Below are 24276 nucleotides of genomic sequence, written 5' to 3' on the forward strand. Positions count from 1 at the left end.
TGCCCCGGTCGATGACCTCCTGTTCAAAGCGATTGCAGCCTTCCCACAGGTAACGGAAAAAGTACGCTCCCTCGCGCGATGCGCGGGGCAGGCAAAACACCAGATTGATATCCTTGCGGCGCAGGCTTGAGGCACTTGTGTTGCGGTGATAGCCCATGGCCTCGGCCTTAATGTTCACCTTGGTGCGCACGGATTCGCTCACGCCGGCCTTTCCCGTCAGGGCCTTGTGCACGGTATTGATGGAAACGCCAAGCTCGGCGGCTATGTCCTTCATGGTTACGCGAGCGCTCATGCGGTTACTCCGTTATAGATAAGTTGCCAATTAATAGTCCAGTTAACGATACCCCAAAAATACTCTTCGACTCGCCGTGCTCTCCCTCAAATGCACAAAGCGCCCCGCGAACGGATGCCCGCGGAGCGCTTGGATGTCCGGACCTTATTTGATACCGCGACCCAAGTCTTCGGCGATTTTGTCTACGCCCTTAAGTGCAGCGCACGTCTTTTTGTTGGAGCAATGCCCCGTGCAAACGCCACCCTGAGCGCAGTCGGCGCAGGTGCCCTTGCGGTAGATGCGCACGCACACGGCAACAAACGCAATACCGATAACAGCCAGTACAACAATATCGATAGGTGCCATAGCAAGCCTCCTCTAGTTAACCATCACTTACTTTACCCCATTCTCCACCTACCAAAAAGGGACAGGTTTATTTTGGTCGGTTTTATCTGCGGAAACGCCACATCTTAACTTCTGGGGCAAAGCAATCTGTCTCCCATGCACAAAAAGCCCGGGGTCGCTGGGACACCCGGGCTCATGAAAAGGGGCTAATCCTTATTCGGAACTAGGCGGAAACTGCGGCGGAAGCAGTGTTGGTCTCGTCCTCGTCGGTCCATGCATGTTTGGGCATGGGGCGGAAGATCTGGAAGAGCATCGCAACCAGCAGCACAATGGCCACAACCGTCCAGATACCAAACTGTCCAAGAACAAGCAGGTTGTAGAACTGGTTGATGAACAGGCCGATCACCCAAGCAAAGGCGCACTCGTAGCCGAGGGCAATCGCGGTCCACTTGCCGGAGTCCATCTGGTTGCGGATGGTACCCATAGCGGCAAAGCACGGAGCGCACAGCAGGTTGAAAGCGCCAAAGGCAACGCAAGCGCCCATGGTCGGGAACATGCCGGCGAACGCGGTCCACAGGCTCGGATCGGTCTCGGCGGCATCGGCAACGGACAGCAGCGAGCCGGCGGTGGCGACGACGTTCTCCTTGGCGACAAGACCCGAGACGGACAGTGCTGTTGCCTGCCAGGTGCTAAAGCCGAGCGGGGCGAAGATCCAGGCGATCAGGTTGCCGAGCATGGCAAGCACGGAGTAGTCCATGAACTCCTCGGGGATGCCGTCCATCGCAGGCAGGAAGCCAAAGGCGCCGTTGTAGCTACCAAAGTTGGAGAGGAACCATACCACGACGGTAGAGGCGAAGATGACCGTGCCGGCCTTCTTGATAAAGGCCCAGCAGCGCTCCCACACGTGCAGCGCCCAAGAGCGGATCGCCGGGAAGTGGTAGGCAGGAAGCTCCATAACAAACGGCGTCGGGCGACCGGCGAAGAGCTTGGTCTTCTTGAGCATGAGGCCCGAGGCGATGACGGCAAAGACGCCCAAGAAGTAGAAGAGCGGGCTGATCCACGCGGCAGTGGTGGAAGAATCGCCGATGATGGAGCCCATGAGCAGGGCGATGATCGGCAGCTTGGCGCCACAGGGAATGAACGTGGTGGTCATGACCGTCATGCGGCGGTCCTTCTCGTTCTCGATGGTCTTGGTGGCCATGACGCCGGGGACGCCGCAGCCCGAGGACACGAGCATGGGGATAAAGGACTTACCGGACAGGCCAAAGCGGCGGAACACGCGGTCCATGATGAAGGCGACGCGGGCCATATAGCCGCAGTCCTCCAGGAAGGACAGCATGACGAACAGCAGGAACATCTGCGGGACGAAGCCGAAGATGGCGCCCAGGCCGCCGACGATGCCGTCGCAGACCAGCGAATCGACCAGGCCACCGTCCTCGGTGCCGCCCGCCACAAGGGCGTCGTGCACCACGGTGGTGATACCCGGGACATAGGGGCCGTACTGTGCCGGGTCGACCGAGTCGGCATTGTCACCCGCAGCCTCGACGGCCGCGTCGTAGGCGTCGCGACCCTGGCCGAGCACATACCAACCGTCGGTACCGAAGAGCTGGTCGTTAGTGAAGTCGGTCACCGTGCCGCCCAAGGTAGAAACGGCGATGTAGTACACGCAGAACATGATGACCACAAAGATCGGCAGGCCCAGGATACGGTTGGTAACCACGCGGTCGATCTTCTCGGAGGTGTTCATCTTTGCCGGAGCCTTGGTGAGGCACTCGTCAATGATGTGGGCAATCACGCCGTAACGCTCGCCGGTGATGATGGACTCGGCGTCGTCGTCGCAGTCCTGCTCGCACTGGGCGACCAGCTGCTCCACGCGAGCAGCCTTCTCCTTGGTGAGGTTGATGAGCTTGCAGGCGTCCGCATCGCGCTCGAACAGCTTGACGGCATAGTAGCGGCGCTTGTTGGCGGGAACGCTTGCAGGCAGGTTATTCTCGATGTGGCCCAGAACGTCCTCGATGGAGGAGTCGAACTTGTGCTCCGGCACCTGGCCCTTGGAAGCAGCGGACTTCTTGACCTGCTCGAACAGCTCCTTGATGCCCTTGTTCTTAAGGGCCGAGATCATCATAACCGGGCAGCCGAGCTTTTTGGAGAGCTTGTCCGTGTCGATCTTGTCGCCGTTCTTCTCGACCAAGTCGGCCATGTTGAGGGCAACGACCACGGGCAGGCCGGTCTCGATAACCTGAAGCGCCAGATACAGGTTACGCTCGAGGTTGGTGGCATCGACAACCTGGACGACAACATCGGGCTCGCCGCTCATGAGGTAATCGCGCGAGCATTGCTCCTCGGGGCTGTAGGGGGAAAGCGAGTAGATGCCAGGGAGGTCCGTGATGGTAACGTTCTTGTCGCTTAGGAGCTTGGCCTCCTTTTTCTCAACCGTGACGCCGGGCCAGTTGCCAACGTAGCCGTTGGCGCCGGTGATCAGGTTGAAAAGCGTGGTCTTGCCGCAGTTGGGGTTACCCGCCAACGCGACATGGATCTGAGAATCCGCCATTCAATCCTTCTTCCTTGTGTGCCTGCGCTGCTTTCTCCGCGCGGGCTGGATAATGTGCTTCAAAGATGCTGCATTAAGTTAGAAAAACCTAACTTTATCTGCAGAAATATACGTCGTGAGCCCTTACTGGACCTCGACGACGGCCGCCTCCTCCTTGCGGATGGAAAGTTCGTAGCCGCGCACGTTGATCTCGACCGGATCACCGAGCGGTGCAACCTTCACGACCTTGAACGAAGTGCCCTTGATGAGCCCCAAGTCCATAAGGTGGCGGCGAAGCGCGCCCTCACCGTGAAGCTTGACGATGGTGGAGCTCTCGCCCACCTTAACGTCACCCAACGTCTTCATTTACTTGTCCCCCTTTCAGTGCGTACAGAAATACCGTCGACTAACCGACGGTCATGATGTGCATGGCAACCTTGGAATCGATGCCAAAGCGTGCGCCCAGCACCGTGACGATGATATTGGCGCCACTCGAGCTCACCACGTGGATTTCGTTGCCCTCGACAAAGCCAAGGTCCTTGAGGTGGTGTTTCATGTCCTCATTGCCCTTTACACGGGACACGCGCACGGTTTCGCCCGCTTTTACCATCGAAAGCGGCATGGCCGGCATCTGCGGTCCGCAAGACATGAGTGGCTCCTAACGTCAGTTCGTCCTTAACATCGACACGGTAAAAGTTAACCACGCCTATGTTCGCTATAGTAAACTAACACGTGGTTAACTTTTTGGAAAGGGTCCGCATTCAGATTTCGAAAAAGTTTCCTATACGAAACAAAGGCGCCGCAAAGGACCATCCTTTACCACGCCCTGTCATGCTTAAAGCGAGAGATTTCTGATCGACGTGACGCAGGAAGCCTCGTCTACGCCCGAAACGCGGAAGATGATGTCCTCGCCGCACTCGCCGTAGAGAGCCATGAGTCCCATGACATCGCGGCCATCCGTGTGGCGATCGCCGATGCTGACTGACACGTCGCTACGATGCTTGGCAATGATGTCATAGAGCAGCGCAACCGGGCGGGCATGTAGTCCCAACGGATCTTTAATCGTCTTTGTAAACTCGACCATGTCCCCTCCCGCGGCATCGCACATTCGGCCGGCAAAACCCAGCCACGTGGTAGCTATTGTACCGTTAGATGCTTCTCGAGAGCTCCTCTGAACACCTCGTGGTCAAAAAGTGGCAAATATGAGTACTGTCACCAATTTAGTAGCAGCAAAATCGAGAGCAAATTGCCTAATTTGCGCGATTCGAAGAGGTTGAAAGCCGTCAAACGCCCTTTAAAGGGAGTTAGATAAATCGATTTTGAGCCCATTTTCGCTCAGAGCAGGCCGAAAAATATGGCACTTCTTTTGCAACAGTACTCATATTTGGCATTTTTTGACCACGGGGGCCAAGACCATGCCCCAAAACACAAAAGGAGGGGCCTCGTAAGGCCCCTCCTTAGGAAAGGGAATCGATTTATTCCACAGCCGTAGATTAATCCTAGCCGCTACTCCATCATATCGAGGACGGAAGGGCGAAGCTCGTTCTCGGCGGCCTCGGGATCGGTCTCGCGCAGGCGGTTGATGTAGCGGTTGTACCACATCACGGCAAGGCCCAGGAAGACAACCACGCCGCCGACGTTGTAGACCAGCGTCAGCCACAGAGGCTGATCGAGCGGAATGGTGCCGCAGATAAGCACGAAGCAGAAGACCACAAGCAGGAATGCAGCAATGACCAGGCCAAAGGTGCGCGAACCCATGCGGAAGCCACGGGGAGCAGCGTCGAAGTTCTTGCGCAACATAAAGTAGGCAAGCAGGATCAGCAGCGGCGGGAGCAGAGCGGTGGCAGCCGTCATGTTGGTGACGATCATGAGCAGGTCGTCGAGGTTACCGGAGCCCAGGGCCGGAATGATCAGGATGGGGACGACGATGGCGAACTGCAGCCAAGCAGCGCGGGCAGGAATGCCATGCTCGTTGAGCTCGACGATCTTGCTACCAAAGACGCCCTTGGGGATCTCGGTGAAGAACACCTTGATGGGAGCGGAGGTCCACATCATGAGGGAGCCCAGCGTGGCGGCGAGAAGGATCAAGCCGATGGCGCGCGTAGACACTTCCATGGGAATGCCAAAGTGGGCAAAGACAGCGCCGAATACGTCGAAGATACCGGTGGAGATGGCAACGCCGCCCTCGGGGATGAACAGGTTAACCAGCAGCGAAGCGCCTGCATACAGAAGGCCGATGGTCAGGCCGGCGATAACGACGGTGCGCACGAAGGCCTTGACGCCACCCTTAAGGTCGTTAAGGAACACGCCGACAGACTCAGCGCCGCCAACGCCCTGGATGATCCAGGCAAGCGTACCGAAGAAGCCCCACGCAGTTGCGAAGTTGCTCATGTCGGGAGCCATGTTAGCGGGAGTAGGAGCCGTAGCGAACTCAACGCCGCCAAAGGCAGCAGCCAGGGACAGCAGGATGAACACGGCGGTCAGGCCGAGAGCCGCGGTCGAACCGAAGGAGGAAATGGAGCCGATCCACTTAGCGCCCTTGGTCGAAACCCACGTGGCGATAGCAAAGACGACGATCTCGATAATGGTGATCCACAGCTGCGAAAGCTCGGCGTTGGCACCAAAGAACACGTAGCTCGCGTAGATGATGACGTTGGGCAGGACGGACGCAAAGAAGAACAGGTTAACAAACCAGTAGCTAAATGCCGTCAGGAACGCCCAGCGACCACCCATCGAGGTCTTAACCCATGCGTACACGCCAGACTCGGAGTCCTTGTTGAGGCCGACGAACTCGGCGGTAACCAGGGTATAGGGGACAAAGTACAAAAGCGTGGCGAAGAAGAACGACGGCGCAGCTGCCAAGCCGATGGCCGCGTTGTTGTTGATGATGTTCTTGATACCGAACACGGCGGCGACCGTCATGCCCAGCAGAGCGAACGAACCAATCGTTCCTCGTTTTTCAGAGCTCATAAGCCCTCCCAATCATCTGTTAAATGTCATCTAAAACCGTCCGAGCTGCAAGTGCAAACACGGACGGCGCACCTGCTAAGGGGAATGGGGAAAAGGGAGTCAACAAAGCCATCCCCCTTAACGGCGCGAAGCAAACGTCCAGGCGGACGAATACTACTTGTTGGGGAAGGAATAACCTTCGACTGTCACGTGCAGTACCACGACGCGGGGATCCGCGGCATCGGCCACGACACGGTAGGCCTCGTCAATTTCGACGACGGCAACGCCGCCGGCGGGAATCGTCACGGTCTCCCCCGTACCCTCAAAGCGCTCGCGATCATCGATATCGCTGTAGGCGCGCGTACAGGTAAGATCGGCCTTGGAAGCCACCTCAACGGTCAGATTGCCGTCGAGCGGGGCGAGCACGGCATGGTAGCGACGGTGACCGACCAGATCGGCAGTAGCCGCCTCGTGGGCGTTCACCCACCAATACACCAGCGAGTCGCCGATAGAGTACGCCACATCGTGCTGCAGTTCAGAAACGCCGTCGAGTGCCTGACCGGTACGCATCCACTTCTTGACGGACTTCATCTGGGCGTCGAAATCGGCACGCGAGTTAAAGATATGCATGACTTATGCCTCCTTAATGGGTGCCAGCGCCTGAGCCAGATCGGCAGACGTCAGCGGTCGCAGGGACACCTCAAAGCTGAAGCTCTCAAAACGGGTGCGATAGGAATCGAGCACCTCGGAACCCCAAGAGTTCGAGCCAAGGCCGAGCAGCTGGTCGTTGATGTTGACCGTAACCGTTTCGCCCGGGACAAGATCGTAGACATGCTTGGCGTTATCGATAGCCTCGCAGCTATAGGGCCATGCGGAGAACGAGAACGGATTGGAAGCGGCGTCGCTCGGACGCGTCACGACCAGACCGTCACCGTGGCTGGAGCGCAGGGCGACCCAGCGGGTACCCTCGCGGTTGGCGCAGTCCTGGGGCATAACGTAGGGCGTGAACATGTCGTCGACCGTAGTGCGGTAATGACCGACCGGGTTGGCGCGCAGCGAGTCCGGATAGTTCTCGCCCGGGCCGTGGCCATACCACTCGACGGCACGATCACAACCGGGAACCTCGAAGGAGATGCCGATGCGCGGGATAATGTCCGAATAGTCGCCGTAGGGCTCGCCGGAAACCTTGAGGTCGACGCGGCCACTCGGAAGCACGGTATAGACGAGCTCGACGCGCATGCCGAACGCGCGGACGGGAGGAGCGATACGCTGGCTCACGGTAACGACGACCGCATTGCCGTCCTGCTTCCAAGAAACCTTGCGGGTGGACGTCTGCATTACATCGATGAAGTTATCCTTCCACAGGGAGTCGTACTCCTGAGCGTGGTTATCGACGAGCGGATGCCAAAAACCAACCTGGGGACCAGAGGCCATGACGTCACGGCCGGATGCCTTCCACTTGCTCACGGTGCCGTTTACCTTGCTGAAGGTCAGCTCGCCGTTGAGGGAGTGAATGCGAATCTCCTGCTCGGTCTCCTCGACCGTAAGCTCGGGGCGCACGGGGGCGACAATTGCCGGCGCCGGATGGTTTGCGATGGCAAACTGGCTTGCGCCCAGTTGGAACATCGGCTCGCACCAGACGTGAGCAGCCATAGTGTAGGCGTGCACGGTCAGCAGGGTCTCGCCCACTGCGGCCTCGCGAATCACCAGCGGAAGCTGGACGGACTCACCGGGGGCAACCGCACCGGGCACGAGCGTCTTGCGGCGCACTACGTCGCCGTCCACCAGGGTCTCCGCCGACAGGCAAACATCCTCGAGGGTGGTAAACCAGCGCTTGTTGGTGACAGTCAGCTCGCCCGCCTCGGCGTCATAAGCCATGCGAACCGGGCAGATGACCTGGCCGTACTCGGTAAGGCCCGGGCTCGGCTGCTGCCAGGGGAACACCATGCCATCGATGCAGAAGTTGCTGTTGTTGGGGTAATCGCCGTTGTCGCCGCCATACATATCGTAGGCAATGCCGTCCTCGGTCACAGCAGCCAGACCGTGGTCGCACCATTCCCAGATAAACTGGCCTTGGATGCAATCCCAGCGATCGAAGACCTCCTGGTACTCGGACAGACCTCCGGGGCCATTACCCATGGAGTGGCCATACTCGCAGTTGATGCGCGGCTTGGGGAACGGATGCTCACCAAAGTCGTTCATCTGCGACACACGGGAGTACATCGTGGAAATGACGTCGACGGTATCGGCGTTGCGGTCCTCCTCGTAGTGGACCGGACGACCATCGAGCTCGTGAGCCTTGGCGTACATCGCGCGGATGTTGCAGCCATAGCCGCTCTCGTTGCCCAGCGACCACATGATGATGCACGCGTGGTTGCGCTCCTGCATCACCAGGCGCTCAATACGGTCGACGTAGGCCGGCTCCCATGCCGGGTCGTCGGTGACCAGGGCGATATTGCCGATATTCTCGAAGCCGTGGCTCTCCATATCGGTCTCGGCGACCAGCATGATGCCATACTCGTCGCACAGCTCGTAAAAGCGCGGGTCGTTGGCGTAGTGGGACGTGCGCACCGCGTTGATGTTGTGCTGCTTCATGAGCTCCAGGTCGCGGCGCATGCGATCGAGGCCCACGGCGCGGCCCTTGTGATCGTCGTGATCGTGGCGGTTGACGCCATGCATCTTAAAGTAAGTGCCGTTGAGGTAGATATGATTGCCCTCGACCGTCACCTCGGCAAGACCCTGGCGATGCGGGACGTACTCGCTGACCTGGTCACCGTCGTAGACCTCAAACGTAAGGTCGTAGAGGAAGGGGTCCTCGGGATTCCAGAAGTGGGCATCGGTCACGCCGCACTCGGCATGGCCGTCGACGCACTCGCCCGTAGCCACCACGTTCTCGCCATCGCTGAGCGTAAACACAACGCGGGAAGAGCCCTCGGCAACCGTATCGAGCGTAATCAGAGCGGTATCGCCCTCGCGGTGCGTGCGGAACCTAAAGTCGACCAGGTGCGCGGCGGGACGCTGCATAAGGTACACATCGCGGAAGATGCCCGAGGCCCACCACATATCCTGGTCCTCGATATAGCTGCCATCGCTGTACTGCAGGACCTTGACCGCAAACAGGTTGTCGCCCTCGACAAGCGCGTCGGTCACGTCGAACTCGGCAGACAGGCGCGAACCCTTGGTCATGCCGATAAACTGACCGTTGACGTACAGCTCGCCATAGCTCTCGATGCCGTCGAAGCGAATGATCTCGCGAGCGCCGGCAGGAACGGCGGGAAGGTTGACGATGCGCTGGTAGACGCCCGTGGGGTCGTCGGAGGGAACGAACGGCTGATCAACCGGGAACGGGAAACCCTCGTCGGTGTAGGCAAGGTTGCCATAGCCGTCCACCTGCCACAGGTGCGGAACCTCCACGTGATCCCACTCGGGCTTGTACGTGGAGAGTTCCTCGTTGGAGACGGCAGCGGGGCCCTCAAAGAGGCGGAACTGCCACGAGCCGGACAGCTGGACAAACCCGCGCGACAGCTCGCGGCTGTACGTTGCAGCGAGATCGGCGGTCTCGTAACCCATAAAGTACGCATGGGGTGCCAGGCGGTTCCTGTGGGTGAGCGCTTGGTTTTCCCAATCGTTAATGGCGTCCATGGTGATGCTCCTTCATCATCGTAGTGATTCTTGTGCAACCGGTTGTCCTTATCTTACGGGCGATGCAAAAAACTGTGCAACCGGTTGTCCGCTGAACGGTCGATTTGGCCGGGTTAACGGTGCAACCGGTTGTACAACCGCGACACTTATGTCACCCTGAGTATCGAAACTCAGCGCAAGACATCGTTCTCAAGCTCGTAGGCAACCGCCACGCCCGCTGATATCTCACCCATACGAGACGTATTCGATTGCGGCTTGGTTGCAAAACGACACCGGTCACCGGATATCATGAACGCTGTTCAGGCGCACTATAGTAAGCTGTATCCGCACCAGCCCGTATCAGCGACAACATCGACCGCATTTTCCAGGAGACGCCATGACACAACCAGTTCGCACCGCACCTACGCTTGCCGAGGTTGCCGCAGCTGCCGGCGTGTCGCGCTCCACGGCATCGCGCGCTCTCAACGATTCGCCCCGCATTAGCGAGGAAACCAAAAGGCGCGTCCGCGCGGCGGCCAAGGAAGTCAATTTTGTCCCCAACGCTCGTGGCCGAGCGCTCGCTGTCGGGCGCACGGAAATCATCGCCGTGCTCGTGACCGAGCCCCTAAGTGAACTCTTCAGCGACCCCACTTATAGCGAGTTTTTGAGCGGCATTACTGAGGAACTGTCGGAGTCGTCCTATCTGCCCGTTATCTTGCAGGCGTCTTCTACGCATGAGCGCAACCGCGCACGCGAGCACTTTGAGCGCCGCTCGTTCGACGCCGTGATCGACGTCTCCCCCTACAAGGGCAGCGAGCTGCTCGAGGTACTGTGCGAGCTGGGCGTACCCACCGTGTTGTGCGGCCAGCTCGAGGGCCACCCCTATCGCGATGTGTTCTCGACAGTCTACTCTGACGACGAAGAGGGCGGACGCTTTGCGGCACTCGCCATAAAGGATCGCGGGCGCAAAGATATCGTCGCCGTGTTGGGACCGCAAGACAACCCCGCTGTTGCCGACCGCCTGCGCGGCTACCGCGCCGTCTTGGGCGAAGACCTCCCAGACGCAAACGTTATCTATACCGGCTGGAACAGCGGAGACGGCTATCAGGCCATGCACCAGATTCTCGCGCGCGAGATCGCTTTCGATGGCGTGCTCTGCGGATCGGACCGTATCGCGGCTGGCGTCATCACCGCACTCAACGAGGCAGGCCTATCCGTTCCGGCGGACGTTTCTGTCGTCGGCTTCGACGATCACGAGATTGCGACGCGCTGCGTCCCCGCGCTCACGACCGTCCGCCAGCCCCTGCGCGAAGAAGGCCACATGGCCGCCAACGTTGCGCTCGACATGATCAAGGGTGCCGAGCCAACCACCACCGTCATGCACATGCAGCTCGTTCAGAGAGACTCGCTATAAGAAACTGGGCCGGGCTTTCCGCCAGACAGTTGTTGCGGAAAGTCTGCCCCGTTTTGAGCGCTCATTCTGGGGCACAGTTTCCGTTAGACAGCTCAACCGGAAACTATGCCCCATTATTTTGCCGAATTCTGGGTCGCACTTTCCCAGAGGACCCCCTTTGGGAAAGCGCGACCCCTTCTGGACGCAGATTCCGGGACGCACTTTCCGCGACGCCCGGTCACCCTATATACCCTCACAATCTCGGCGCATAAAAAACGAGGGAAGGCACGTGTCCTTCCCTCGTTACAGGCAATATGTAGCCGCTTCCCTACATCAGGCGCAGACTGACGTCCTTGAGCTGGGCGCCGCTAACGGCACCCGGAGCGCCCGACATAAGGTCGGAGCCGCTGGCCGTCTTGGGGAACGCCATGACGTCGCGGATGGAGTCGGAACCGGTGAGCAGCATGCACACGCGGTCCAGGCCCAGAGCGAAACCGCCCATCGGGGGCGCACCAAACTTGAGGGCCTCCATGAGGAAGCCGAACTGAGACTCGGCACGCTCCTCGGTAAAGCCCAGGAGCTTGAGCATGGACATCTGCATCTCGGCGTTGTGGATACGCATACCGCCGCCGCCGGCCTCAAAGCCGTCCATGACAAAGTCGTAGGTGCAAGAACCGGCTGCCAACGGGTCGGCCTCGATCTTGGCGATGTCGGTCTCGGTCGGCAGGGTGAAGGGCTGGTGCTCGGCGGCATAGGCCTTGCGGTCCTCATCCCAGTGGAACAGCGGGAAGTTGACGACCCACAGGAAGTCGTGGCCCTCGCGCTTGATCTCGAGTGCGTTGGCCATGTGAGAACGCATGCCGCCCAGGATCTCGTCGGAGAGCAGGCGCGGGCCGGCGGCGAACATCACAAGGTCGCCGGGCTCGACGTCCATGCGCTCGCGCAGAGCCGCCATCTCCTCGTCCGAGAAGAACTTGACGATGGGGCTGTTGATGGAGCCGTCCTCGCGGAATGCGATCCAGGCCAGGCCCTTGGCGCCAAACGTGGAGGCCACGCCGGCAAGCTTATCGATCTTGGCACGTGCCCAGGCGCCGGCGCCCTTGGCGTTGATGGCCTTGACGACAGAGCCCTCCTCGTTTGCGGCAGTCGCAAAGACCTTGAACTTGGAGTTGGCGAAGATGTCGGTCAGGTCGCCCAGGTGCATGCCATAGCGGGTATCGGGCTTGTCGGAGCCATAGGTGTCCATGGCCTCCCAGTAGTCCATGCGACGCAGCGGCGTGGGCATCTCGACACCCATGCGGCCGAAGGCATCGGCCAGGACCTCCTCGAGCGCGCTCATGACATCGTTCTGGTCCACGAAGGACATCTCGATATCGACCTGAGTGAACTCGGGCTGACGGTCGGCACGCAGGTCCTCGTCGCGGAAGCACTTGGCAACCTGGTAGTAGCGCTCGACGCCACCGACCATGAGCAGCTGCTTCAGGAGCTGCGGGGACTGCGGCAGGGCGTAGAAGTTGCCCGGCTGGATGCGGCTGGGAACGATGAAGTCGCGGGCGCCCTCGGGCGTGGACTTAAACAGGGAGGGCGTCTCGACCTCCATGAACTCACGGTTGTGCAGCGCCTCGCGAATGGCAAAGGTGAAGTCGGAGCGCAGCTTGAGGTTGGCCATCATCTCGGGACGGCGGAGGTCCAGATAGCGGTAGCGCAGGCGGGTGTCCTCGCTGGTCTCGATGCCGTCCTCGATCTGGAACGGCGGGGTGACGGACCTGTTGAGCACCTCGGCGTGGTCGGTCAGGACCTCGATCTCGCCGGTCGCGAGCTTGGTGTTGGTGGTCTCCTCGCCACGGGCGCGCACGACGCCGTGGATCTTGATGGGCCACTCGGGACGCATGGTCTCGGCGATCTTAAAGGCATCGCCATCGGAGTGCTCGGGGTCGAAGGTGAGCTGCGTGATGCCCTCGCGGTCGCGAAGGTCGCAGAAGATAAGGCCGCCGTGGTCGCGGCGACGGCTCACCCAACCGGTGAGGGTGACCTCTTCGCCCACGTTCTCGAAGCGAAGCTCGCCGCAGGTACGGGTGTGCATGGAATGCTCATCGATGGGACGGGTCTGGCTCATACCAGTGATCCTCCTTTATGGATCTGTGCCGCCCCGTGTCGTTCCGGGCGGCGTCGTACAGATTTGCCCAGCCTGCGTAAACCGCGCAGCCGGACATGGCGTTCTATCTTATCGCACCCACGTCGATGTACCGCGAAAAAGTAACTCTTGCCCAAAGACTTGACGGAGACGAAACAATTGACGCGGCCTGGCCGTCGCCCAGGCGCGCCGCGTGCGACAATGTGCCCCAATACAACTGCACTAGGAAAGGCCTGCCATGACTGCACGCCTCATCGTTATGGATATCGACTCTACGCTCATCAACCAGGAGGTCATCGACCTGTTGGGCGAGGAAGCCGGCGTGGGCAAGCAGGTAGCGCAGATCACCGAGCGCGCCATGCGCGGCGAGCTCGACTTTAAGCAGGCGCTCGAGGAGCGTGTGGGGCTGCTCGCCGGCCTGGACGAGAGCGTGTTCAAGCGCACCTTTGAGCGCGTGACATTTACCCCCGGTGCGCTGGAGCTTGTGCGCTCGGCGCACAGCAAGGGCTGGAAGGTCGGCGTCGTGAGTGGCGGCTTCCACGAGGTCGCCGACAAGATCGTGGCTGCCGCGGGCATCGATTTTTGCCTGGCCAACCGCTTGGAGGTCGTAGACGGCAAGCTCACGGGCAAGCTGGCGGCAGACATTGTGACCAAGGAGTCCAAGCTCATCCAGCTGCTGGACTGGGCAGTTGAGTGCGGTGTCGACATGGCCCATACCGTGGCAATCGGCGACGGCGCCAACGACATCCCCATGATTCAGGCTGCGGGCACGGGCATCGCGTTTTGCGCCAAGCCCAAGACGCGCGAAGCCGCCCCGTTTGCCATCGACGAGCGCAACCTGATGCTCGCCATGGACATCATCCTGCGTGACTAGCCGATCCGTCTAACAATTGAATCAGTCTGTCCTATAGTTTCCGAACAATTTTGTCTTAGTGTTCGGAAACATACCCTTTGAGTGCTAGACTTTGCGCCGTCGAAGGGAACATATATGGATAAGCAAGATCTTGAGCAATTGCTGAGCGATGTTGCCGGCGGAGCAGTCACCCCGGCAGTCGCCCTCACGCGCATCCAAACGGCGCCAACCGCCGATCTGGGTTTTGCACAGCTCGATCTTTCGCGCGGAGTGCGCCAGGGAGCCGGCGAGGTTGTCTACGGTGCCGGTAAAACCGCCGAGCAAATTGCCGCCATTATCGAAGCGCTGCGCGATGCCGGCCAGGAGCGCATCCTGGTCACGCGCCTGGATGCCGAAAAAGCAGCCCGTACCTCGGAGCTCCTCGACAACGGCATCGACCTGGGATATGTCCCGGACGCACAGCTCGCCCTCGTGGGCGGCAAGCCCTCCCCCACCGGCAACGGACGCATCGTCGTCGCCTGCGCCGGCACGAGCGACTTACCCGTCGCCGAAGAAGCCGCGTTGACGGCCGAGTTCTATGGCAACGAGGTCGACCGCCTCTACGACGTAGGTGTCGCCGGCCTGCACCGCCTGCTCGCGCATGCCGAGGAACTTGCCCAGGCGCAGGTGGTCATCGCCATCGCCGGCATGGAGGGCGCGCTGGCGAGCGTTATCGGCGGTCTGGTGAGCTGTCCGGTCATCGCCGTTCCCACCAGCGTTGGCTACGGCGCAAGTTTTGGTGGCGTAGCTGCACTGCTCGCCATGCTCAACTCCTGCGCCAGCGGCGTTTCGGTCGTCAATATCGACAACGGCTTTGGTGCCGCCTACCAGGCAAGTCTTATCAATCATCTGAGCGCCGGCACATCCCGCGCCCGTTAAGGAGCATTCCATGTCCAACCATCAGCATACGCTTATCATCGACGGCACCTCGGGCATCAGCGGCGACATGACCGTCGCGGCCCTGCTCGACCTGGGCGCCAGCGAGGAACACCTGCGCGAACAGCTCGCCACGCTGCCGATCGACGGCTTTTCGATCGCCGTGACGCGCGTAAACAAGCACGGCATCGACGCCTGCGATTTCGATGTCCAGCTTGCAGAGGAGCTCGAGAACCACGATCACGATATGGCCTGGCTCTACGGCAACGAAGCAGCTGCCGAGCACACGCACGAGCACCACCATCATGATCATGGCGAGCACGAACACGAGCACTGCCACGAGCATGGCCATGAGGGCAACGGTCATGGCCATGAGGACCATCATCACGCCCATCACCATCACCACCGTTCTTTGGCGGACGTCACCGCCATCATCGATGGCTCGCAGCTAAGCGATGGTGCCAAGCGTCGTGCCCTCGCCATTTTTTCCGCACTCGCTGATGCCGAGGCAAAGGCTCACGGCAAAACGCCCGACACCGTCCTGTTTCACGAGGTGGGCGCCGTCGACTCCATCGTCGACGTCTGCTCTGTCGCCATCTGCCTCGACGACCTGGGTATTGAGGATATCGTGGTCGAGTCGCTCTCCGAGGGCCACGGAACCATCCACTGTGCCCACGGCCTTATGCCCATTCCCGTCCCCGCTGTCGTCAACCTGTGCCAGGCGGGCAATATCGCCCTCATGCCTGCACCAGTCGCTGGCGAGCTCGTGACGCCCACGGGCGCCGCCATCGTCACCGCGCTGCGTACGTCCGACCAACTGCCCTCACGCTACCACATCGAAGCCGTCGGCTACGGCGCCGGCAAGCGCCCCTACGAGGGTTGCTCCGGCACGCTCCGCTGTCTGCTCGTTCACGTGGATGCATAGCCATGGATGCCCGCAAAGAAAAAAGCCGCGCTGCCATCGTTGCGGCGTTCTCCGAGCTGCTACGCGAAGAGGACTACGGCAAGATTACCGTCGGCGACATCATCGCGCGCGCTCACGTAGGCCGTGCGACATTCTACGGTCTCTTTAAGAGCAAGGACGACCTACTGTCCGAGCTCGTGAGCGACATCTGCACCCACGTCCTCGACGACGATGGCACACCGCTCGACGACCCACTCGTGCAGGTCGAGCATATCCTTAACAACCTCTGGGAGCGCCACCAGGGCGTTCGAGCCCTCGTAGCCGGCGCCGGCTCGCGCGTCTTCGCCGACTGTCTCCGCAAGACCATCATGTCGCGCGCAGCCGAAACCGTCCCCGCCGACCCCGCAGGCCCCGCCGGCACCATGGACCGCAGCTTCCTCCTCCACCACATAGCCTCAAGCTTCGTAGGAATGGTCCAATGGTGGGCCTGGCACAACTTCCAAGCCCCAAAAGAGGACGTAGCCAAAGACTATCTCTCGGCCATAAAGCCCCTCTTCAGATAGACGCCCCCTCCCAAGGCGTCGTCGCTTCCCAAAGTGTCGCCCTCATCTCAACGCCCCAACAGCAAAGCGCCCCTCACACCCAATTTCAGATATATGTTGGGTTGCCTGTTCCGACGCGACTAAGATCCCGCAGCTGGCCGCATGGGGTAACTTCCCAGCGCATTCCGCAGGACGCAAAAAGGCTCGCCGCACGAAGTGCGCAGCGAGCCTTTTTGCATGTCCGAGGACGCGCTGGGAAGTTACCCCATGCGGCCAGCGGACAACTATGTAGCCTCAGACTAGAACATGCCCAAGAAACCGTGCACAAACAGCGCGGCCAGAGCGGCACCGACAAACGGAGCGATGCCAGGAACAAGCAGGCCGTACTTCCAGTTGTTGTCAGCCTTGTTCTTAATCGGCAGCACCTGATAGGCCATGCGAGGACCAAGGTCACGAGCCTGGTTCATGGCGAAGCCGGTGATGCCGCCCATGCCCATGCCAACAGCCCAAACGATCAGACCGACGCAGATAGCGAGCATCAAAACGTTCTCGCCGGCGCGGCTAGCGGCAGCAAGGATGGCGCTGATGAACACAAAGGTGCAGATAGCCTCGCAGAAGAAGTTACGGGCATAGTTCGTGCCCTCGGTGGTGGGGTTGGTCGAGAAGATGTTGCGCTGGGCAATGGGATCGATGACACCATCGGAAGCCTTGAACTCATCGGCATACATCAACCACGCGATCACGGCACCCGCAAAGCCGCCGAGCATATCGGCAACCATGAAGGGGATGCAGCTGCTCCACGGCACCAGGCCGACGATGCACTGGGCAAGCACCATGGCGGGGTTCATGCACACGGCGCCGCCAAAGATAAACAGGGCGACCGAGATGCCAAAAGACCAAGTGGTGATGGCAAACATATGACCAGAGCCCTGATACTTGGTGCCCTTGAGCACGGTATCGCAGTGTACGCCCACGCCAAAGATGATCATGAGGGCCGTTGCGCCGAATTCGCAGAGGAGTTTGGTAAGCATAAAACCTTATCTTTCTTGTCGGTTATAAACGATTCGTTTAGGCCGCGTACTAGTGCTGAGCGACGACAACGCCCAGGCCATCAGGAATGACGGCCACCTTGGCATCGGCACCCTTCATCTCAAAGGCGAGCTTGAGCGCCTCCTCGATAGTGTTGACCGGCGTCATGTGCATATCCTTGAGCATCTGGTGATCACACAGGTCGGTGACCATAATCACAGGGTGATGCGCCAGGATGCGGGCGAAAATCTGGCTCGTCCACTGGTCGGGCAGGGTCTCGTCCTTAGGACGGTCGATGCAGGCGCGCTCAAACTCTGCCGGATCGTTGTCGGCGATGTTGTGATAGAAGCCCTCGCCGCCGTGACCATCGGCGCAACCGGCGACGTCGATGATCACGCCGCCCTCGGGAAGCGTGGCCTCGGCAGCGCACATGCCCTTCACAGCCTGGTAGATGTTCTGGTCGAGCGGGTAGCCGCCGTTGGTGGTGATGGCAATCTCGCACTCGACGGGCTCAACGCCGGCAAGGCTCTTCACAAACTCGCAGCCAGCCTCGTGTGCCTTGTGGATGTCGCCGGCAAAGGAACCAATGACCTCATGCTTGCCGTTGAGCACCACGTTCAGCACAAAGGCAAGGTGAGCCATCTCGGCAGCGGCAAACATGTCCTCGCTCACGTGGTTATGGCACAGGTTGCCGGCGCGCGAATGAGAATCGTTCACGAACTGGCCGTTGTGGTTGTACATGATGGTCTTGTAGCTGGCAATGCCAGGCAGGACGGACTTGCGGCTACCAGAGAAACCGGCAAAGAAGTGCGGCTCAATAAAGCCCTCGGCAAGCAGCAGATCGCAATCGGCAGCAATCTTGTTGATGATGCACTCGCCGCCAGAAGGCAGGGTGCCGATCTTTTTCATCATGCTGTCGTCAGTCGCGACGTGCATAACGATTTCCTCGTTGGCAACGATCTCCTCGCCATACTTATTGACGAGCTCCTCGTGCGTCGACGGACGGTGCATACCCGTAGCAACCAAAATACGCACGCGAGCCTCGGGCGCAGCGGAATGGATGTGATGCAGCAGAATAGGCATCGTCACACGCGAGGGAACGGGACGCGTATGGTCGGAGCTAATGATGACAATATCCTTCTTGCCAGCACAAAGCTCCTCGAGCGAAGGCGAGCCATAAGGGTTGGCAAGCGACTCCTCCACCAGCTCTTCCTGCGATTTTGTAGTCTTAAACTCGTTTTGATGACCTTCCATCACACCCGCGAAGTTCTTATCCTCGAGCTCCAGATGCAACGTCTTGTGGTCAAACGGCAGTTCACATTCAAACAATGACGAGCGCCCTCTTCCTTTCAACTGACACACTAGATAAACCGTTGGAAGGATACGCCGCTCACCGAAAAACACCACCGTCCACCGACTCATTAACACAACGTTCATATTTGACCCACAACAAAACGGCCGCGACCCCAAACGGAACCGCAGCCGCTACAGTTGTAAGGCGAGAAGCGCCAAATGCGCCACCGGGATAGACCCCATCCAAAACGCGCGGAGCGCGCCATTATCCCCCCAGCAGTAATCCGCCGAAGACCGGACATCGCAGGGCCCGCCATTAGTTTACTTTTAGGCACACTCCGCAGGACGCAAGAAGCCCTCGCCGCACGAAGTGCACAGCGAGGGCTTCTTGCATGTCCGAGGACGTGCCTAAAAGTAAACTAATGGCGGGCCCGGACGACTACAGGGCTATCGATTACCCCGTGTTCTGCAATCCTGCCGAGACGCCGGTCACAGTCGAAAGAATCAGGCTCATGTACTCGGCCTTCTTCTCCTCGGCCATCTCGTCCTGATTCATGCGCACCTCGCGAAGGGCGCGGACCTGGGCGATGGACAGAGCGTCGACGTAGGGGTTACGCACGCGAACGGCGCAGCCGAGCACGCGACGACGCTGCAGCGGCCACTCATCACCGACGATGGCAAGGACCCACTTACGCGTGAGCTGCATCTCGGTGAAGACCTTCTCGGACAAATCATCGCGGTCGCCCAGGTGCAGATACATCTTGGCGATGCGCTGGTCGGTCTTGGCGATCGACATCTCGATGTTGTCGATAAAGGTGCGGAAGAACGGCCACTCCTGGTAGGCAGCCTTGAGCTGGTCAAGATCGCCAAGCTGCTCGCAGGCGGTGCCCAGACCGTACCAAGCGGCCAGGTTAATGCGCGCCTGGCTCCAGCTGAAGATCCACGGGATGGTACGCAGGTCGTCGAGCGACTTGGCACCCAAGCCGCGCTTGGCGGGACGCGAGCCGATCGGCAGCAGACCGACCTCGGTCAGCGGCGTCACGGTCGAGAACCACGGTGTAAAGTCCTCGGTGTTCAGCAGGTCCAGATAGCGTTCGTGGCTTGCAGTGTTGAGCTTCTCGGCCATATCCCAGAACTTCTGCGTGGTCTCGGTGTTGGTCTTCTCGACACTCGGGGCCGACTGCAAAAGCGTTGCGGCGGCAACGGACTCAACATGGCGCTGAGCCAGCGTGCGGTTGCCGTAACGGGCAAAGATGACTTCGCCCTGCTCGGTAAGCTTAAAGAAGCAGTTGACCGAACCCTTGGGCTGCGCCAGCACGGCCTTGTTGGCCGGGCCGCCGCCACGGCCCACGGCACCGCCGCGACCGTGCATGAGCACCAGGTCGATATCGTTCTTCTCTGCCCACTTGGCGATGCGCTCCTGCGCGGAGTGCAGCGCGAGCATGGCCGTGGTAGGACCGGCATCCTTGGAAGAGTCGGAATAGCCCAGCATAACCTCCATGCGGCGGTTGGTCTGGGCAAGGCGCTTTTGCACCACGGGCAGCGTAAGCATCTGGTCGAGCACGTCAACGCAGCCCTCGAGGTCCTCGAGCTGCTCGAACAGCGGGATCACGTCGAGCTCGGGGACATCCTCCTCGTGTGCAAAGGACAGGTGGGCAAGCTCAAAGACGTCGGCCACATGCTGGGCGCTCTTTGTGAACGAGATGATATAGCGGTGCGCCATCTTCTTGCCGTAGCGCTTTTGGATGGAGCCGATGGCACGGAAGGTGTCGATGACCTCGCGCGTCATGGGCTGCAGGTCGCCGTGGATACCGTTCTCGTGGATATCCTTGAGAGCGCGGGCATGCACCACGGAGTGCTGACGGAACTCCATCTCGACCATATGGAAGCCGAAGGACTCGACCTGCCAGATGATGGTCTGGACCGGGCCGTAGGCAGCACGGACGGCACCGCAGGCGGCCAGCGAGCGCTGGACGACGCGCAGGTCATCCAAGAACTCATCGGCGCTGTGGTACATGGTGTCGGTGATGCGACGCACGGTGGCGTTCAGACGGTCGGCCATGACGAGCATGACGGCGCGATGCGGCTCGTGCTCGGAGATCAGCTCGGCACGTGCGGTGTATTGGGTGCTCATCTCGACCTGATGGTTCCACAGGTTGATGAGCTCGGCAGACGGCTTGCTGTAGGTGGCCTCGAGCGTGAGGTTGCGGCCGATGCGGCGGCACTTGTCCTCGAGCTTGAGCACCATGTGCGTAAAGTACTTAGCAGCGACCTCGCGGCTCACCTTGGCGGTGACGTTGGGGTTGCCGTCACGGTCGGAGCCGATCCAGCTGCCGGGATGGAAGAATGCCGGGCACAGCGGCGGCACGGTACCGGCCTTATCACCCAGCACCCAGTCGTCAAAACGACGATAGATGACGGGGATAACGTCGAACAGCGTGTTATCGAAGATGTCGATGATGGTATCGGCTTCCTCGACCGGCGTGGGCTTCTTCAACGCGATGGGGCTCGTGCGTACCAGGGCGTCGATCTCCTGCAGCATATGGCGCTCGTTCTCCACCAGGTCGGAGCCGCCCAGACGCGGACGCTCCTCCAGCAGGTTGGAGATACGGCGAATCTTGCCCTCGACGGCCTTGCGACGGGCCTCGGTGGGATGTGCGGTAAAGACAGGGTGGAACTCAAGCTTGCCGAGCAGCTCGTTGGCACCCTCGACACCCATCTCGTTTACCAACTGGTGATAGGCGACGGTGAGTTCGTTAGCGGGATCGACCTCGGTATCGGTCGATGCGCCGGCCTCGCGCTCGCGCAGCTGCGCCACACGGTAGTTCTCCTCCGACAGGTTTGCCAGATGGAAGAAGCTCGTAAAGGCGCGAACGATGACCTGTTGCTTATCGAGCGGCAGGCTGTCGATCAGATCGACGACTTCGCGAAACGCCACGGCGGTGGGCTCGTCGGCAGTGGGCACGCCCTGCTCGTCAACGGACTCGTCGGCAGCGCGGCTACCGGGGTTGCCAGCATTGGCCACAATCTCGGCTGTCAAAATCTTGTCGAACAGGTCCGCGATCTCGGGATCATACTCGCTAAGCACGCGGCGCTCCAGGCGCAGGAACAGCGCCAGATTATCGCGCAGCTCCTCGGGGATCTCGATCTCGGCGAGACGCTCCCTGGACTCGGCATTCGAGCCGATTCGGTTAACGAGGCGGTTGACCACGGCAGCGACACGCGCCGCGGCTTCGGGTACAGACTGGTTGCTTAGGTTCTCAGCCACGTTTCCTCCCATTCCTCCTTCTATGCACGTAACATGCGGTATTTATTATAGGCACTCGGCAAAAACTTTCGAAGCTGATTGCGCTTTACCACACAAAAGTATTTTCTGCATTGCAAGGCTTTTTGCCCCAAATGGTCGTATTTCTCGGTGAACGGCATATGCAAACGGGGGCATTCCGCACAAATGCGAAACACCCCCGTAACAATCGCTCTCCATGAGCAGGGCACGTTAGAAGGCCCGCAGCTCAAAAAACATGCGCTACAGGCGCTCGCGAACCGCCTCGACCACGTTGGCCAAATCGACGAGAACCTCGTCGTGACTCTGCATGTCGCGCACCTTGACCTTGCCGGCGGCAAGCTCGTCGCCACCCAAGACCAAAATGAGCTTGGCGCCCACCTTGTCGGCCTGCTTAAACTGGGCCTTGAGCGAACGGCCCTGATAGTCTGCCTCGGTCACGATACCTGCGGCGCGAAGCTGCTGCGTAATGGCAAAGACGTTCTGGCGCAGCTCCTTGCCGGCGTTGGCGACGTAGACGCACGGGACCTCCTCGGCGCCCAGGTCGCTGCCAAAGGCCTGCAGGGCCAGCAGGGCGCGCTCAAAACCGACAGCGAAGCCGACACCGGCCGTGGGCTTGCCACCCTCGAGCTCGACCAAGCCGTCATAGCGACCGCCGCCACCGATGGAGCCGACACCGGCGCCGGGAGCCTCGACCTCAAAGACAGTACGGGTGTAGTAGTCCAGGCCACGCACCAGAGTGGGATCCTCGACATACTCGATACCGGCGGCGTCCAAATAGCGCTTGACCTGCTCGTAGTGCTCGCGGCACTCGTCGCACAGGTTGTCGCCCATCAGCGGGGCGTCGGCCATGATCTCGCGGCAATGGTCGTTCTTGCAATCGAAGGCGCGCAGTGGGTTGAGCTCGGCGCGCTCGCGGCACTCGTCGCACATCTCGTCGGCGTGGTCGAGGATAAACTGCTTGACCTGCTCGCGGTATGCCGGACGGCACTGCGCATCGCCCATCGAGTTAATAAGCAGACGGAGCTTGGACAGATCGAAGCCCAGGCGCTTGTAGAACTCCATGAGCATGATGATGCACTCGGCGTCTGCCGCCGGATCGGGAGCGCCGAGCCACTCGATGCCCACCTGGTGGAACTGGCGCAGGCGGCCCTTCTGGGGACGCTCGCCGCGGAACATAGCCTCGGCGTAGTAAGCCTTAAACGGCGTGGAGCCCTGGGGCACCAGGTTGTTCTCCACAACGGCGCGCACCACACCGGCCGTGCCCTCGGGGCGAAGCGCCAGGCGCTGCTTGGGCTTGAGCTTGGTATCGGTACCCTCGGTAAAGACGCGCTCAAGGTTGGCACCGCTGAACACGCGGAACATTTCCTTGCGCACGACGTCGGTCGACTGGCCGATACCGTGGACAAACACGTCCACCTGCTCGATCGCGGGCGTCTCGATGGGCTTAAAACCAAACGGCTCGAACACGCCGGCCGCAATCTGCTGCATCTTTTGCCAGGCGCGCATCTCGGCGCCGATAAGGTCGCGGGTTCCCTCCGCCTTCTGTGCCTGCATGGGCAAACACCTTTCTTTTGTATCGCGTCATAGGTAGTAGACATTATACGGCACAAACACAAACCGCGGCGGCGCGTCTGACCGAACGAGGGTATGGGGACTCGTTCGGCCAGACGCGCCGCCGCTGTTTGTGATCCGCTTTCCTCCGTCCCCTTCGAATCACGTGATCTGTTGGGGACGGAGGAAAACGGATCATTTCGTAGGCCCGTGGCCGCCTTGGAAACCGAATGATGGTACGAGCATCCATTCGGCTTCCAGGGCAGCCACGGACAGAACGGAGCGAACAGAAAAGAGCACGTAGACCTGCCACAGCTCACCGACAAAGCTCATGCCGGCAAGCACCGCCGAGGTAGCGATAACGGTAAGCGAGCCCAATACGCGGCCACTCACCTTATCGGCAACATGACCGATAACGAGCGAACCCACGACACTCACCACGGTGGAGATGGCATTGGAGACGTTGTACTGCGCAAGGGAAATACCCAGGTTGCTGACGATCAGCGGCTGGAACAGGCTCATGCAGTTGACGAAAATCGTGTAACACGTGGCCATGATCACGAAGCCGGAGGCCACCACGAGCCAGCCGGGGAAGAACTTACGCTGCTGGGGCATACTGCTCCTTTTAGACAAACGAATAGCCTGCGCCGGGCGCCGGTA

20 protein-coding genes are annotated in these 24276 nt (G+C 60.2%); 5 read left to right on the forward strand and 15 right to left on the reverse strand.

Annotated features, from left to right (window positions below):
* From ABG996_RS03110 to ABG996_RS03150, 9 genes are all read right to left on the reverse strand, one after another.
* Window positions 1-292 (reverse strand): LacI family DNA-binding transcriptional regulator (locus ABG996_RS03110; protein ID WP_347500967.1); only part of this gene is annotated, 292 nt, incomplete at its 3' end.
* A gap of 144 nt (window positions 293-436) precedes the next feature.
* A complete protein-coding gene (locus ABG996_RS03115) occupies window positions 437-637 on the reverse strand; it encodes a hypothetical protein (RefSeq protein ID WP_035136858.1) in 201 nt (66 codons plus the stop codon).
* 202 nt (window positions 638-839) lie between these two features.
* Complete coding sequence (gene feoB / locus ABG996_RS03120; RefSeq protein WP_347478091.1) at window positions 840-3167, reverse strand: ferrous iron transporter B; 2328 nt, start codon at window positions 3165-3167, stop codon at window positions 840-842.
* A 123-nt stretch (window positions 3168-3290) separates the two neighbouring features.
* Entirely contained in the window at window positions 3291-3512 is a 222-nt protein-coding gene (locus ABG996_RS03125) for a FeoA family protein (protein WP_006234774.1), read from the reverse strand.
* 40 nt (window positions 3513-3552) lie between these two features.
* Entirely contained in the window at window positions 3553-3795 is a 243-nt protein-coding gene (locus ABG996_RS03130) for a FeoA family protein (RefSeq protein ID WP_022094360.1), read from the reverse strand.
* Window positions 3796-3981: 186 nt separating this feature from the next.
* Window positions 3982-4230: an HPr family phosphocarrier protein gene (locus tag ABG996_RS03135; protein WP_022094361.1), complete on the reverse strand. Its 249-nt coding sequence runs from the start codon at window positions 4228-4230 to the stop codon at window positions 3982-3984.
* Between the two features lie 422 nt (window positions 4231-4652).
* Window positions 4653-6116: an amino acid permease gene (locus tag ABG996_RS03140; RefSeq protein WP_196031474.1), complete on the reverse strand. Its 1464-nt coding sequence runs from the start codon at window positions 6114-6116 to the stop codon at window positions 4653-4655.
* Between the two features lie 153 nt (window positions 6117-6269).
* Window positions 6270-6725, reverse strand: a complete 456-nt coding sequence (locus ABG996_RS03145) for a NanQ anomerase/TabA/YiaL family protein (RefSeq protein WP_161145099.1) — start codon at window positions 6723-6725, stop codon at window positions 6270-6272.
* 3 nt (window positions 6726-6728) lie between these two features.
* Window positions 6729-9737 carry a glycoside hydrolase family 2 TIM barrel-domain containing protein gene (locus ABG996_RS03150; protein WP_347478090.1) on the reverse strand — a complete coding sequence of 1003 codons (3009 nt, stop codon included), beginning with the start codon at window positions 9735-9737 and terminating at the stop codon, window positions 6729-6731.
* A gap of 376 nt (window positions 9738-10113) precedes the next feature.
* Between ABG996_RS03150 and ABG996_RS03155 the strand changes: the two genes are divergently transcribed.
* Complete coding sequence (locus tag ABG996_RS03155; protein ID WP_347478089.1) at window positions 10114-11130, forward strand: LacI family DNA-binding transcriptional regulator; 1017 nt, start codon at window positions 10114-10116, stop codon at window positions 11128-11130.
* A gap of 307 nt (window positions 11131-11437) precedes the next feature.
* Here the strand turns inward: ABG996_RS03155 and aspS are convergent, their stop codons facing one another.
* Complete coding sequence (gene aspS, locus ABG996_RS03160) at window positions 11438-13225, reverse strand: aspartate--tRNA ligase (RefSeq protein WP_347478088.1); 1788 nt, start codon at window positions 13223-13225, stop codon at window positions 11438-11440.
* A 256-nt stretch (window positions 13226-13481) separates the two neighbouring features.
* Here aspS and serB point away from each other — a divergent pair, with 256 nt between their 5' ends.
* From serB to ABG996_RS03180, 4 genes are all read left to right on the forward strand, one after another.
* Window positions 13482-14117: a phosphoserine phosphatase SerB gene (gene serB / locus ABG996_RS03165; protein ID WP_347478087.1), complete on the forward strand. Its 636-nt coding sequence runs from the start codon at window positions 13482-13484 to the stop codon at window positions 14115-14117.
* A 114-nt stretch (window positions 14118-14231) separates the two neighbouring features.
* On the forward strand, window positions 14232-15014 hold the full coding sequence (gene larB / locus ABG996_RS03170) for a nickel pincer cofactor biosynthesis protein LarB (protein WP_347478086.1): 783 nt from the start codon (window positions 14232-14234) through the stop codon (window positions 15012-15014).
* Between the two features lie 10 nt (window positions 15015-15024).
* Window positions 15025-15936: a nickel pincer cofactor biosynthesis protein LarC gene (larC, locus tag ABG996_RS03175; protein WP_347478085.1), complete on the forward strand. Its 912-nt coding sequence runs from the start codon at window positions 15025-15027 to the stop codon at window positions 15934-15936.
* A 2-nt stretch (window positions 15937-15938) separates the two neighbouring features.
* Entirely contained in the window at window positions 15939-16478 is a 540-nt protein-coding gene (locus ABG996_RS03180) for a TetR/AcrR family transcriptional regulator (protein WP_347478084.1), read from the forward strand.
* Between the two features lie 278 nt (window positions 16479-16756).
* Here the strand turns inward: ABG996_RS03180 and larD are convergent, their stop codons facing one another.
* The 5 genes from larD to ABG996_RS03205 form a co-directional block, all read right to left on the reverse strand.
* Entirely contained in the window at window positions 16757-17488 is a 732-nt protein-coding gene (gene larD, locus ABG996_RS03185) for a D/L-lactic acid transporter LarD (RefSeq protein WP_195362315.1), read from the reverse strand.
* A gap of 49 nt (window positions 17489-17537) precedes the next feature.
* A complete protein-coding gene (gene larA / locus ABG996_RS03190; RefSeq protein WP_117647964.1) occupies window positions 17538-18815 on the reverse strand; it encodes a nickel-dependent lactate racemase in 1278 nt (425 codons plus the stop codon).
* A 418-nt stretch (window positions 18816-19233) separates the two neighbouring features.
* Window positions 19234-22047, reverse strand: a complete 2814-nt coding sequence (locus tag ABG996_RS03195; RefSeq protein WP_430733180.1) for a phosphoenolpyruvate carboxylase — start codon at window positions 22045-22047, stop codon at window positions 19234-19236.
* Between the two features lie 258 nt (window positions 22048-22305).
* Complete coding sequence (hisS, locus tag ABG996_RS03200) at window positions 22306-23619, reverse strand: histidine--tRNA ligase (RefSeq protein ID WP_035136843.1); 1314 nt, start codon at window positions 23617-23619, stop codon at window positions 22306-22308.
* A 192-nt stretch (window positions 23620-23811) separates the two neighbouring features.
* Window positions 23812-24231: a hypothetical protein gene (locus ABG996_RS03205; RefSeq protein WP_347478083.1), complete on the reverse strand. Its 420-nt coding sequence runs from the start codon at window positions 24229-24231 to the stop codon at window positions 23812-23814.
* Window positions 24232-24276: the final 45 nt, after the last annotated feature.

The organism is Collinsella aerofaciens (assembly GCF_039836695.1).
Classification (GTDB): Bacteria; Actinomycetota; Coriobacteriia; order Coriobacteriales; family Coriobacteriaceae; genus Collinsella; species Collinsella aerofaciens_BD.

Excerpts from the sequence above, each read along its gene's own strand:
- ABG996_RS03140 (WP_196031474.1), bottom strand. The coding sequence starts at position 6,116 with ATGAGCTCTGAAAAACGAGGAACGATTGGTTCGTTCGCTCTGCTGGGC.
- ABG996_RS03180 (WP_347478084.1), top strand. The coding sequence starts at position 15,939 with ATGGATGCCCGCAAAGAAAAAAGCCGCGCTGCCATCGTTGCGGCGTTC.
- aspS (WP_347478088.1), bottom strand. The coding sequence starts at position 13,225 with ATGAGCCAGACCCGTCCCATCGATGAGCATTCCATGCACACCCGTACC.
- ABG996_RS03130 (WP_022094360.1), bottom strand. The coding sequence starts at position 3,795 with ATGTCTTGCGGACCGCAGATGCCGGCCATGCCGCTTTCGATGGTAAAA.
- serB (WP_347478087.1), top strand. The coding sequence starts at position 13,482 with ATGACTGCACGCCTCATCGTTATGGATATCGACTCTACGCTCATCAAC.
- larB (WP_347478086.1), top strand. The coding sequence starts at position 14,232 with ATGGATAAGCAAGATCTTGAGCAATTGCTGAGCGATGTTGCCGGCGGA.
- hisS (WP_035136843.1), bottom strand. The coding sequence starts at position 23,619 with ATGCAGGCACAGAAGGCGGAGGGAACCCGCGACCTTATCGGCGCCGAG.
- feoB (WP_347478091.1), bottom strand. The coding sequence starts at position 3,167 with ATGGCGGATTCTCAGATCCATGTCGCGTTGGCGGGTAACCCCAACTGC.
- larC (WP_347478085.1), top strand. The coding sequence starts at position 15,025 with ATGTCCAACCATCAGCATACGCTTATCATCGACGGCACCTCGGGCATC.
- ABG996_RS03150 (WP_347478090.1), bottom strand. The coding sequence starts at position 9,737 with ATGGACGCCATTAACGATTGGGAAAACCAAGCGCTCACCCACAGGAAC.
- larD (WP_195362315.1), bottom strand. The coding sequence starts at position 17,488 with ATGCTTACCAAACTCCTCTGCGAATTCGGCGCAACGGCCCTCATGATC.
- ABG996_RS03125 (WP_006234774.1), bottom strand. The coding sequence starts at position 3,512 with ATGAAGACGTTGGGTGACGTTAAGGTGGGCGAGAGCTCCACCATCGTC.
- ABG996_RS03145 (WP_161145099.1), bottom strand. The coding sequence starts at position 6,725 with ATGCATATCTTTAACTCGCGTGCCGATTTCGACGCCCAGATGAAGTCC.
- ABG996_RS03135 (WP_022094361.1), bottom strand. The coding sequence starts at position 4,230 with ATGGTCGAGTTTACAAAGACGATTAAAGATCCGTTGGGACTACATGCC.
- ABG996_RS03155 (WP_347478089.1), top strand. The coding sequence starts at position 10,114 with ATGACACAACCAGTTCGCACCGCACCTACGCTTGCCGAGGTTGCCGCA.
- ABG996_RS03205 (WP_347478083.1), bottom strand. The coding sequence starts at position 24,231 with ATGCCCCAGCAGCGTAAGTTCTTCCCCGGCTGGCTCGTGGTGGCCTCC.
- ABG996_RS03115 (WP_035136858.1), bottom strand. The coding sequence starts at position 637 with ATGGCACCTATCGATATTGTTGTACTGGCTGTTATCGGTATTGCGTTT.